The following is a 12,354-nucleotide window of genomic DNA, read 5'->3' on the forward strand; positions in this document are numbered from 1 at the left end:
TGATACGTAAAGTTTTAGACTCAAGCCCTGACATTGTCAGGGCTTTTCATTTTGCACTACAAGCAATCGCATTATTCTGGTGCGCATTCACCAAATCTGTGCGTTTCAATCTTTGAATTGCACCTATGTCATAGTGGTTGTTAGTTGAAATATTATAAAAATGTTTGAATTCAACCGGTTAGTTTTACTTTATACAATCATCAGTTAATGGCATGCAACTTGCGACATCCGTTCTTTTAGCGAGCTCACCACAATGGTGAGCTCGATTATTTGATGCACAGATAAAGTGCGCAACAACAGAATGGAGACATATAAGGATGAGCGTCACGGCCAGTCAGGTTCACGGAGCGGTTCAAACTCTGACTCAAAGTTCAGATACACTATTTCTTTTACTCGGAGCGATCATGGTGTTCTTAATGCATGCCGGCTTTGCTTTCCTTGAAGTCGGGACGGTACGACATAAGAACCAGGTCAATGCGTTGGTAAAGATTCTTGCTGACTTCGGTATCTCAGCACTCGCGTATTTCTTTATCGGATATTGGGTGGCCTACGGCGCTAACTTCTTTGCTGATGCTCAAACGTTATCGGAAGGAAATGGCTATGAACTGGTTAAGTTCTTTTTCCTACTTACTTTTGCAGCAGCAATTCCAGCGATAGTATCCGGAGGCATAGCTGAACGTGCCCGTTTTTATCCTGTACTGATTGCAACCTTCTTTACCGTAGGCTTAGTTTATCCAGTATTTGAGGGTATGATCTGGAACGGTAACTTTGGTTTACAGGCTTGGTTTGAGTCCCAGTTCGGTTACGGTTTTCATGATTTTGCAGGGTCAGTTGTTGTTCATGGTGTCGGTGGTTGGATTGCCTTAGTTGCCGTTATCTTTTTAGGTATGCGTAAAGGCCGTATTCGCGCAGGTAAACATACCAACTTCGCGCCTTCTAACATTCCATTTTTAGCATTAGGTGCATGGATCCTTTGCGTAGGTTGGTTTGGTTTCAACGTGATGTCAGCGCAAACGCTCAATGGCATTAGCGGCTTAGTTGCGATGAACTCATTGATGGCTATGGTTGGTGGTATTGTAGCAGCGCTAATCGCCGGCAAAAATGACCCTGGTTTTATTCACAATGGTCCATTAGCGGGCTTAGTCGCAATCTGTGCGGGATCGGACTTAATGCACCCAATTGGCGCTCTAATTACTGGGTCTATTGCAGGAGCTTTGTTTGTTTATCTGTTTACCTATTTACAAAACAGAACCAAGATTGACGATGTACTAGGTGTGTGGCCATTACACGGTGTCTGTGGTGCATGGGGCGGTGTGGCCGCAGGTATCTTTGGTCAAACGGCTTTAGGCGGGCTAGGAGGGGTGAGTTTGACTGTTCAGGTGCTAGGAACTGGTACTGGTATTGCGGTAGCTGTCATTGGTGCGCTCATTGTTTACGGCATTATCAACAAGCTATCAGGTCTGCGTCTTTCGGAAGAGGATGAGTTCAATGGTGCTGACCTAGCAATTCATAAGATATCCTCGACGAGTGAAGATTAAACATTTACCAAATCAAATAATTTAGGCAGCTGTGATGGCTGTCTTTTGTTTAACCTCACAAAAACTAGGTTAAAAATAATGAGTTCGACTATGGTCTAACTTCGAATACTAGGGAAGATATACATACGATGCTAAGCTAACCTCACGAACACTAATAAGGATGCAGTATGAACTTCCCATATCGTAATGTCGTTGTATTGACGGGTGCAGGAATCTCAGCGGAGTCGGGGATTCAAACATTTCGAGCTCAGGATGGTCTTTGGGAAAATCACCGAATTGAAGACGTCGCAACACCTGAAGGATTTGAACGTAACCCTGATCTTGTTCAAGACTTTTATAATCAACGTAGACTTGGGCTGCAAAACCCATCGATTGAACCCAATGCAGCGCATATCGCGTTAGGTGAACTTGAAAAGCATTTGGATGGTAGCGTGACCATCATCACGCAAAACATCGACAACCTGCACGAACGTGGTGGGAGCAAAAACGTGATTCATATGCATGGCGAACTACTAAAAGCGCGTTGTAGCGAGTCTAACCAAGTAATTGAAGAGAAAGGCAAGATTAAAACTGGCGATCTTTGCCATTGTTGTCAAATACCATCACAAATGCGTCCTCATGTGGTCTGGTTTGGTGAGATGCCATTGAGAATGGGCGATATTTATTCCTCGTTAGAACAAGCGGACCTTTTCGTTTCCATCGGGACATCTGGCGTGGTATATCCAGCTGCTGGATTTGTCCATGATGCGAAAATGCACGGCGCTCATACGATTGAAATTAACCTAGAGCCAAGTGCGGTTGAAAGTGAGTTTGAAGAAAAGCGCTATGGTAAAGCGAGTATTGAAGTTCCGAGGCTAGTCAAAGAGATCCTCAGCTTACAAGAGCTCGACGTTAAACACGCCTAACCCGTTAGTTTGAAACTCTCAGCCATCTCGCTGAGAGTTTTTCATTTTGTACATAGCCTGATCGGTTTTTTCGAGTGCCTTTCCCAACTCTTTGATGTTTGTAGCTTCTATACCGTAACTGAAGCTGATGTTTTCTCCGGTTAGTTCTTGCTTCAATTTGACGACAAACTTTCGTCCTTCCGAAGGTTTAGCAACGATCACAAACTCGTCTCCACCGATTCTGAATGCTTGTTCGTGTCGATCAATAATCTGATTAATTGCTTGCGCAAAACGGATAATCGTTAAATCTCCAACAGCGTGTCCCTTAGTGTCGTTAACTTTTTTAAGACCATCTAGATCCAAATAAATTAAGTCGAAAAATCGCATTCTGATTTCTGGAAGTTTTTTTCGATTGTATAAACCTGTTAGTTCATCGACACAGGCTTCATCATTGATTTGCTTGATCAGTTTAGTGAAACCGAACGCGATTAGAAGGTAGGCTATCTGCAAGGTGCCATCTTCAATCATTGTATCGATAAGATCGTACTTATCAGAAATAGCGTCAAGATAGGTAATTTCAGTGATGACATCATACGATTGATTAAAGATTAGTAGGAGGAAGCCGTACTTGATATAGCGATTGTCTAGAATGGTATTTTTGGAGATGACGAATATAAAAATGAGTACAAAAAGAGTATTACTCTCAAACCATACATCGTTCCGCGAGTCGATGTAATCACTATGGGTCAAAAACGCGATCAGCGTAGAAATAGCGAACAGTAGGCATAATATTAACAGGATTATTTTATACCTTCTTTTCATCGCTCATCCTTAGCTCGTATTTGTATACAAAGAGAGCGGCATCATGCCGCTCTTTAAGTATATAACTGATTTAAATACCAATCAGAAAAATATCTGTTCATTCTTACTGGTTACAATCGCTAATAGCTACGTTATAGATTTTTTGGTAGAACAACTAGCTAGCTGAAACCTAGGTCTTGCTATGAGCGCTTTTTCCTGCGTAATTTGAACATCTACTTATCTTAGTTGGTACATAAGTAGTTAATTATCAACTTTTAGTTTTTGGAAGTACTCATCATAAAGCACGCTCGCTTCACCGACTTCATCTTGCCATGTTCCACTATCCATTACTTCTTGAGGAGGGAAAATATTAGTATCGTTAATAAAAGACTCAGGCAATAGTTTATATGCAGTCTTTACCGGTGTAGGGTAGCCAATTTCTTGCGCAATTTTGGCGGCGTTTTCTGGTCGAAGTAAGAAATCAATCATCTTATGCGCGGCATCGACATTTTTAGCCCCGGAAGGAATCGCTAAACTATCCATCCAGAAAATCGTCCCTTTTTCCGGCCAAATAATGTTGATTGATGCGCCTTCTTGGCGAGCCGCATAAGCAGAACCATTCCAAAGCATACCTAAAGAGACTTCACCTCCAAGGTAAGGGACAGCGGGATTATCAGAATTAAATAGCAATACATTTGGCATTAGCTTCTTCAGCTCTTCGTAGGCTGCTTTAATTTCATCTGGGTTGGTAGTGTTTGGAGAGTAACCAAGTTTTGTCAGTGCGATATGGAAAACTTCGCGAGAGTCATCCATTAGCATGAGTTGGCCTTCCCACTTGCTATCCCAGAAGTCATCCCACTTAGTAACAGATGATGCATCTAGCATGTCAGAGTTAATACCGATCCCCGTAGCTCCCCAGATGTAAGGGATTGAGTAATTGTTGCTTGGATCAAAGGGTTTGTTTAGGAAATTAGTGTCCAAGTCAGCAAAGTGAGACAGTTTGCTCTTATCGAGCTTCTGAAGCATGCCTTCTTTACGCATCTTAGAAACGAAATATGTAGACGGTACTACTAAATCGTATCCTGAACCTTGCGTCTTGAGCTTTGCATACATGCTTTCGTTTGACTCGTAAGTCGAGTAAATGACCTTAATACCTGTCTCTTTTGTAAAGTCTTCAAGAACTTCACTTGGAATGTATTCAGACCAGTTGTAGAAATAAAGTTCTTGGTCAGCAGCCATTGCTGGCGAAGCGATTAGAGTCGCTGCACAAAGTGCGCTTGCGTAGAATTTACTTTTCATTCTTTTTCCGTTTTATTTTGTCTTATAGGCGGCGATCTTCACAGATATCTGCGTTGATAAAACCGTCGTATCAAACTTACTTATCTTCATGACAAGTTTAGCAGGGCGTAAGTATATCAGTGAAAACGAAAATAGGCAGCCGAGGCTGCCTATTTTTACAAAACCGCTAGTTATTACTGACCAGCTTTTAGTTTTAAGAAGTACTCTTCATACTTCACTGTCATATCGCCAACAGCGTCTTGCCATTCAACGCGGTCGAGATCTTCCTGTGATGGGAACAGAGGCGCAACATCTTTAAACTTAGCGTTAGATGCTTCAACTGCTGTTAAATAACCAGTATCACGAGAAATTTGCTCCGCAATTTCAGGGCGTAGAAGGAAGTCGATCATCTTATGTGCAGCTTCTACGTTTTTTGCACCTGAAGAAATTGCAAAGTTATCAACCCAGCCAATACCACCTTCTTTCGGGAATATCAGTTTAAGGTTCATGCCTTCGTTTTGCGCTGCTGCCGCACTACCATTCCAAAGCATACCAACGCCAACTTCACCTGACATGTAAGGTGCACCAGGGTTGTCAGAGTTAAATACAAGAACGTTTGGCATCAGCTTCTGCAGTTCTGCATACGCTTCATCAATTTGTTTAGGATCTTTAGAGTTACCTGAGTAGCCAAGCTTACGCAGAGCAATGTGGAACACCTCACGAGTGTCATCCATCATCATTAGCTGACCTTCAAGTTCAGGGTTCCATAGATCCGCCCAGCTAGTGAAGTCATTTGGATCGTACATGTCTGCATTCACAGCAAGACCTGTAATAGCAACAACGTGTGGAATAGAGTAGTCGTTGTTTGGATCGTAAGGCTTATCTAAGTAGTTCTTATCTAGATTAGAGAAGTTGCTTAGCTTTGACTTATCAATCTTTTGTAGCATGCCTTCATCGCGCATTTTAGCCACGAAGTAAGTCGAAGGTACAACTAGGTCATAACCTTGGTTATGGGTTTTTAGCTTTGCATACAAGGTTTCGTTTGACTCATAAGTCGAATAGATAACCTTGATACCTGTTTCTTCAGTAAATTGTTCTAGGATATTACTGTTGATGTAAGGACCCCAGTTCATAAATACGAGTTCTTTATTTTCGTCCGCTGCAACTGAACCTGAGAACAGGGAAAGCGCACATGCACTACCAGCTAATAGAGTAGCCCATTTTTTCATTTACGTTAGCTCCAAACCAAACGTTGCCACATCGTAAGTTGATGTTTTTAAGGCAGTAGATAGAAAAACAGAATGACAAAATGCCATTCTGTTTCGTTAAAGTGAAAGCGATTCTACTTCACTTTCTCCCTTGCTAGCAACTGAGAAGTTACCACAAGAATTAAAGAAACAATCAGCATGACTGTTGCTAAGGCATTCACTTCTGGTGAAATGCCGACTTTCACCATCGAATAAATCTTCAATGGTAATATTTCATACGTTGGGCCTGTCACAAATGAACTGATGATCACGTCGTCCAATGACAGGGTGAAGCTCAATAACCAACCCGCAGCAACCGCTGGTTTAGCAAGCGGCAAAATAATCTGTTTCAAAATAACCCATTCATTTGCGCCAAGATCTTTTGCTGCTTCCAGCATCTTGACATCAAAACCATTCAATCGGCTGTACACCGTTACAACAACAAACGGTAGGCAGAACGTAATGTGCGCGATCAATAAGGTTAAGAAACCAAGTTGAGCACCCATTACTAAGAACAGCGCCAGCAGTGATATTGCCATTACGATGTCAGGCGACATCATCACGACAAAAAGCATCCCATTGACGATTCCTTTACCTTTAAAAGAGTAACGGAATAGGGCAACCGCCGTTAAACTACCAATGATGGTCGCTACAGTTGCAGAGAATACGGCGATATTCAATGAGTGCCATGCGGCTTGCATCAAGCTGTCGTTATTAACTAAGGTTTCGTACCACTTAGTGGTGAAGCCTCCCCATTTCATACCAAATTTGTTGGCATTGAATGAGTTGGCGATTAGTACAATGATTGGCAAATACAGAAATGCATACACCAATGTCATAAAGCTAAATCTAACTGCACGTCCCATCAGTCTAGCTCCACTTTCTTATTCAATAGCTTACCCGCTCTGTAGTAGGCATATAGCATCACAGCCATCGCAATGGTTAGAGCAATACTGGTTGCTGCACCAAATGGCCAGTCACGTGCATTAAGAACTTGGCTCTTAATCACATTACCAATCAGTAGATTCTTCGCGCCGCCTAGAAGATCTGAAATGTAGAACATTCCAAGAGCAGGCAGTAGAACAAGTAAACAGCCACCGATAATGCCAGGCATCGTCAGAGGTAAAGTCACCTTGGTGAAGATCTGGAACTTGTTCGCGCCTAAGTCTTTGGCTGCTTCTACATAAGTATCGTCAAGTTTTTCGATAGCAGAATAGAGCGGAAGAATCATAAACGGTAACAAGATATACACTAAACCGATCATTACTGCTGTTTCTGTGTACATCAGTCTCATTGGCTTATCGATAATCTCCATCGCCATCAGAGATTTATTCAAGATACCTTGCGTACCCAATACGATTTTCAGACCGTAAGTGCGAATTAGTGAGTTAGTCCAAAATGGAACAATCACCAAGAACAACATAATTGGACGCCATTTCTCTGGCATCTTAGCCACGATATACGCGAATGGGTAACCAATCACCAAACACAGCAGTGTCGCAACAATTGCCATGTAGAAAGAGTGGAGTAGTACCTTGGCGTATAGGGGATCCATCAAGCGTAGATAGTTATCTAGCGTGAAGGTCATCTCAATCAAGTTTGCTTCATCACGAGTCAGGAAGCTGGTACCAATAATCATTAAGTTTGGCACCAAAACGAAAAGCGTTAGCCAACCTACGATAAGCGTGATGATCGCGTTTTGAAGATTAAGCTTCTTGCTTATCATTTAACACCACCTCCCAGCTCTCTACCCAAGTGATAGCAACCTTTTGACCAAGAGAGTGGTCAACGTCAGGATCATCTTCGTTGAAGAACTCACTTACCATTACACGCATACCAGACTCAAGTTCGACTACAGAGTCTAAAGTCATACCTTTATAAGTACGCTCAGTAACGTGGCCGACGATGCCTTTTTGCTCTGACTCTTTGATCTCTTCGATACGTAAGTCTTCTGGGCGAAGCAGGACTTGTAGGTTGTCGCCAGCGGCTGCGTCTTTATCATAGTAAACCACTGATTCTACGCCTTCGATCGCTGCGCGGATGCATTTATCATCGATACGCTCAATCATGGTTGCGTTGAACACGTTGATTTCGCCGATAAAGCGAGCAACAAATAGGTTCTTCGGTTCTTCGTAAATTTCACGAGGAGACCCATCTTGTTCAATGACACCATCACGCATAACGATAATGCGGTCAGACATCGACAATGCTTCTTCTTGATCGTGTGTTACGAAGATAAATGTAATGCCTAGTTGACGCTGAAGCTGTTTCAGCTCGATCTGCATCTGTTTACGCAGTTTGTAGTCAAGTGCGGATAGCGACTCATCAAGTAGCAGTACTTTTGGCTTATTTACTACTGCGCGAGCAATAGCGATGCGCTGCTGCTGACCACCAGAAAGCTGATGTGGTTTACGTTGAGCCATTTTCTCTAGGCGTACCATACGTAATGCTTCCATAACGCGTGGTTCAATGTCTGCTGATGGTACTTTCTGCATGCGTAGGCCAAAGGCTACGTTCTCAAATACCGTCATATGAGGGAAAAGTGCGTAACTTTGGAATACAGTGTTGACGTGCCTTTGTTCAGCAGGAACTGATGTAACATTCTGACTATCTAGAATGATCTCACCATTATCAGCGGTTTCGAAACCGGCAATCATCCTTAAAACGGTTGTTTTACCGCATCCAGATGGACCAAGTATCGTAAGAAACTCACCGTGGTTAACATCTAGACTAAGATTACCGATGATTTCTTTACCATCAAAACTTTTACTGATACCAGTCAAACGAATAACTGGTTGCTCTGCTTTTTGTTTAGCGTTCAACGTCTGTTTTTCTCCCACCTTGGTCATTTGTAAATCATTTAAGAAAATGACCTGTCGTTACACAAATTAGAGGCGCGCATCATAATCACCAAAAGTGTGAAATCAAAGCATTTTCTTATCTTGAAACAGAAAAAATTTTGCAGGTAAAAGTAAACATTCCTTACCATACTCTCCATACGCCTATTAAACAGCGTATGAAGAAGATAATTTCCGTAGTGTCGCTCACGATTAAGGCATTGAAGTGATGCGTTTGGTGGTTAATTATCAACCAAATAGTCAAGAAAGCAAGTCACAAGCTGAGAACTGATTTTAGACTTTGCTCGCTTGCAGTATAATGAATGCAATTTTCTATCAACAAGTTAGCTTGGTTTTCGTAAACTAAGCACTAGGCTCAAGAATGAATAACGACATTGAAAAAGACTTCAACTTAGGCGGTAGCGTAGAACGTGCTCTGTCAGGTGACTACGAACTTAAAGCTGGTGAGGTAATAAAGGAAGCGTGGCAACACACCGTTAAGAACTTTTTATCTTTCTCTCCGTCTATTATTATCTTAATCGCTTTGCAGTTAGCGATTTTTTATATCGCGTTAAAACTGCAGCTTGGTAACCCGGGGATCATTCTTGAGGCTTTCACTAATCCTGAAGCGTTTGACCCGAGTATCTTCAATGCCATTATGGTTGCAAACTTCAGCTATGAAGTCATCAGCGCGCCCATTTACGCCGGAATCAGCTTGATGGCGATGAGTCACGCTGCAGGACTAGCGACTAAACCGCGCCATATTGGGAAGGGCTTGCAATATACAATGCCGGTCATTCTGGCGACGTTGTTTAGCCTATTGCTTCAAGGTATTGCTGGAATGATCTTCCCATTCCTTTCTCTATACCTGTCTCTAGCGTTCAGCAATGCAATTCTGTTAATCTGTGAGAAGCAGATCCCGCCTATGCAATCTTTGTTACTGTCTCTACGAGCGGTGAATAAAAAGATTATTGTATTAGCAGGGATCTACTCACTAGTTACCATCATGTTTGTTCTAGGAATGATGTTCTACGGGCTAGGGCTAATTTTCGTCTTACCTTTTTTCTTCCACATAAAAGGCATTATCTACCGCAACATGTTTGGCATTAAATTGAAAATAATTGCCTCCGACCGACCAAAAAATAAAGATGACAACGATGACAACCCAGAAGTTTTCAATGCATAAGAAAAAATTTATTGCAATCTCCGTAGCCGGCATTATTGCTGGGTGTAGTTTTTATGGTTATAAGCAATCTCAACCTCAACAGTCACAAAGTAACACCGCAGTAACTGCGCAAGCAGTTGGCAATGCTCCAGATTTCTCAAAGTTCAGTGATGTGAAGCAGAAAAAGCAAGCGTTCTTCGATTATTTAAGACCCGGTATTGCTTTAGAAAACCAACGTATTGTTGAAGAAAGATCACGTTTAGAGCAACTTAAAGAGCATTTTGATGAGCAATCACTTGAGCAAGAAGACCAAAGTTATGCAATTGACCTAGGTAAGCGTTATGACGTAGAAGTACCTGAGGGTGGAGTTACTAAAGAATGGTTAAACACGATGCTTCATCGTGTTGATGTTATACCAGAGGCACTCGTTTTGGTCCAAGGTGCTAACGAATCAGCTTGGGGAACGTCACGTTTCGCTATCCATGCAAATAATTATTTTGGTCAGTGGTGTTATAGCAAAGGTTGTGGTTTAGTCCCTCAGCATCGAACAGATGGGATGACCCATGAAGTCGCCAAGTTTAGCTCAGTACAACAATCTATTCATGGCTATTTCATGAATGTAAATCGCAATAAAGCTTACGAAGCACTGAGAGAAATACGCTATCAACGCCACCTTTCTGGTCAGGACTTGACTGACACTAAAGCGGCGATTTCTTTGAGTAATGGCTTAATAAAATACTCTGAACGTGGTGAAGCATATGTCAGCGATCTACAAGCTATGATTAGGCATAATGAGCATTTCTGGGAATCTCCAGCAAACTAAACCGCCAACTCTAAAAGAAAACAAACAATGAAAAAAGTATCGTTAGCGATTTTAGCAGCCGCGTTAAGCAGCGCTGTTGCTTTACCTACTCAAGCTCAAGAATACATGTTTACCTACTCTAAACTCTACTCTCATATGAAGCAGAATGCGAAAGAGGGGCATGATGATGTGAAGGTTGGGTTCTTCTTCCTTAATGCTGACACCAAAAAGCTGTGTAACATTGAAAAAGCGTGGATGGAAAAAGAAGAACATTATGAAGAGCTAACCATTTCTCCTTATAACGAAGTGTTAGTGCCATTAGACAATAATCTGCGTTCAGCAAACCCACTGGTATTCGTACATACACCAATGGATACACGCTGTGACTTTTCTATGGTAGTCATGACGAAAGAGCCGATGTCTGGTGAGATTAGCTACGACCAAGTAGAAGCCTTGTTACCACAGATGCAGGTTATTCTTGAGCAACTAGGTGGAATGTTCGCGAGTTACTTTACTCCTGATGTAGAGGGCGTGACTCTAGAGTTTCCAAATAACCTAAACTCTACAATCAAGTTTTCTAATGGCTCAACGAAAGAGATCGTTAATGGAAAAGCGCAAGTTGCACTCTCAGAAATCGGTAAGGGAGGCACAATGACGCTACCCGCTGAGACAGCAAGAGTCTTACCTTACTTGCCAAAAGCAAACTAGAAACCAAATAAAGGTCGCACAAGCGGCCTTTATTGTTATTAGCGCATGACAAAGTTAACTTGTATCAGTATTCGTCCACTTTTGTCTGCCTATAACGACACAGGCATTTAATCCTCAGTAAAAAGCTCGTATAATCCACGCCCCAAGAAAACACGTTAGGAAGTCCTACTGTCGATTTTTCGGCAATATGAGAGCTCGCAATGAACGAAAAAGACACAAGAAAAGAAACCCTAGAATTCAACAAACTTCAGAAGCGTCTGAGAAGAAACGTTGGAAATGCCATTACTGACTACAACATGATCGAAGAAGGTGATGTGGTTATGGCGTGTATTAGTGGTGGTAAAGATTCATTTGCGATGCTGGATATCCTATTGAATCTACAAAAAGCAGCACCAATTAAGTTTGAAGTTGTGGCTGTTAACTTAGATCAGAAGCAACCTGGCTTTCCTGAGCACATCCTGCCAGATTACTTCGAAACGCTGAACATTCCTTACTACATTGTCGACAAAGACACATACTCGGTTGTTAAAGAGAAAGTGCCGGAAGGTAAGACAACGTGTGGCCTATGTTCTCGTCTGCGTCGTGGTACGCTTTACTCATTCGCTGAGAAAATTGGTGCAACAAAACTGGCTCTTGGACACCACCTAGATGACATCGTAGAAACAATGTTCCTAAACATGTTCCACGGTTCACGCTTAAAGGCAATGCCACCAAAGCTACGTTCAGATGATGGCCGTAACGTGGTTATTCGTCCATTAACATACTGTCGTGAGAAAGATCTTATTAAGTACGCTGAACATAAAGAGTTCCCGATCATTCCATGTAACCTATGTGGCTCGCAGGAAAACCTTCAGCGCCAATCAATCAAAGCAATGCTTATTGATTGGGATAAGAAGACACCAGGTCGTGTGGAAGCAATCTTCAAGTCAATCCAAAACGTGAGTCCAAGCCAGCTTGCAGATAAAAATCTATTCGATTTTGAAAACCTTCCGCTTGATCGTGAAGGTAGCCGCGAAGAGTACGAGTTTAGCGAAGCGATTGTCTCTTCAACCAACATTGATGAGTCCATGTTTATCGATGTAACTAACATCTAA

12 protein-coding genes are annotated in these 12,354 nt (G+C 42.1%); 6 read left to right on the forward strand and 6 right to left on the reverse strand.

Going from position 1 to position 12,354, the window contains the following annotated elements; translation table 11 throughout:
* The first annotated feature begins 317 nt into the window (after positions 1 to 317).
* Complete coding sequence (locus ACU01J_RS11355) at positions 318 to 1,538, forward strand: ammonium transporter (RefSeq protein WP_481085817.1); 1,221 nt, start codon at positions 318 to 320, stop codon at positions 1,536 to 1,538.
* A gap of 167 nt (positions 1,539 to 1,705) precedes the next feature.
* Positions 1,706 to 2,443 carry a Sir2 family NAD+-dependent deacetylase gene (cobB, locus tag ACU01J_RS11360; protein ID WP_481085818.1) on the forward strand — a complete coding sequence of 246 codons (738 nt, stop codon included), beginning with the start codon at positions 1,706 to 1,708 and terminating at the stop codon, positions 2,441 to 2,443.
* 18 nt (positions 2,444 to 2,461) lie between these two features.
* Here the strand turns inward: cobB and ACU01J_RS11365 are convergent, their stop codons facing one another.
* The 6 genes from ACU01J_RS11365 to potA all read right to left on the reverse strand — a co-directional run bounded on the left by ACU01J_RS11365 (position 2,462) and on the right by potA (position 8,588).
* Positions 2,462 to 3,244 carry a GGDEF domain-containing protein gene (locus ACU01J_RS11365; RefSeq protein ID WP_481085819.1) on the reverse strand — a complete coding sequence of 261 codons (783 nt, stop codon included), beginning with the start codon at positions 3,242 to 3,244 and terminating at the stop codon, positions 2,462 to 2,464.
* Between the two features lie 240 nt (positions 3,245 to 3,484).
* Positions 3,485 to 4,522, reverse strand: a complete 1,038-nt coding sequence (locus ACU01J_RS11370; RefSeq protein ID WP_481085820.1) for an extracellular solute-binding protein — start codon at positions 4,520 to 4,522, stop codon at positions 3,485 to 3,487.
* A gap of 173 nt (positions 4,523 to 4,695) precedes the next feature.
* Positions 4,696 to 5,730: an extracellular solute-binding protein gene (locus ACU01J_RS11375; protein WP_481085821.1), complete on the reverse strand. Its 1,035-nt coding sequence runs from the start codon at positions 5,728 to 5,730 to the stop codon at positions 4,696 to 4,698.
* Positions 5,731 to 5,843: 113 nt separating this feature from the next.
* Positions 5,844 to 6,614 (reverse strand): spermidine/putrescine ABC transporter permease PotC, encoded by a 771-nt coding sequence (potC, locus tag ACU01J_RS11380; protein ID WP_481085822.1) that lies wholly within the window; start codon positions 6,612 to 6,614, stop codon positions 5,844 to 5,846.
* Positions 6,614 to 7,474 carry a spermidine/putrescine ABC transporter permease PotB gene (gene potB, locus ACU01J_RS11385; protein WP_004416913.1) on the reverse strand — a complete coding sequence of 287 codons (861 nt, stop codon included), beginning with the start codon at positions 7,472 to 7,474 and terminating at the stop codon, positions 6,614 to 6,616. Before potB ends, potC begins: the two co-directional genes overlap by 1 nt.
* Positions 7,455 to 8,588, reverse strand: coding sequence for a spermidine/putrescine ABC transporter ATP-binding protein PotA (gene potA, locus ACU01J_RS11390; protein ID WP_481085845.1), 1,134 nt, complete (start codon positions 8,586 to 8,588; stop codon positions 7,455 to 7,457). The genes potB and potA overlap by 20 nt, the downstream gene beginning before the upstream one ends.
* Before the next feature lie 379 nt (positions 8,589 to 8,967).
* On the opposite strand from potA, the gene ACU01J_RS11395 reads away from it, so the two are divergent.
* The 4 genes from ACU01J_RS11395 (at position 8,968) to ttcA (ending at position 12,354) form a co-directional block, all read left to right on the forward strand.
* The gene (locus ACU01J_RS11395) at positions 8,968 to 9,771 is read left to right on the forward strand and encodes a hypothetical protein (protein ID WP_481085823.1); all 804 of its coding nucleotides are present in this window, start codon (positions 8,968 to 8,970) and stop codon (positions 9,769 to 9,771) included.
* Complete coding sequence (locus tag ACU01J_RS11400; protein WP_481085824.1) at positions 9,764 to 10,573, forward strand: glucosaminidase domain-containing protein; 810 nt, start codon at positions 9,764 to 9,766, stop codon at positions 10,571 to 10,573. Before ACU01J_RS11395 ends, ACU01J_RS11400 begins: the two co-directional genes overlap by 8 nt.
* Before the next feature lie 27 nt (positions 10,574 to 10,600).
* Positions 10,601 to 11,260 (forward strand): DUF2987 domain-containing protein, encoded by a 660-nt coding sequence (locus tag ACU01J_RS11405; protein WP_481085825.1) that lies wholly within the window; start codon positions 10,601 to 10,603, stop codon positions 11,258 to 11,260.
* A gap of 200 nt (positions 11,261 to 11,460) precedes the next feature.
* The gene (gene ttcA / locus ACU01J_RS11410; protein ID WP_004414053.1) at positions 11,461 to 12,354 is read left to right on the forward strand and encodes a tRNA 2-thiocytidine(32) synthetase TtcA; all 894 of its coding nucleotides are present in this window, start codon (positions 11,461 to 11,463) and stop codon (positions 12,352 to 12,354) included.

It is taken from the genome of Vibrio sp. 2433-A1 (assembly GCF_056726085.1).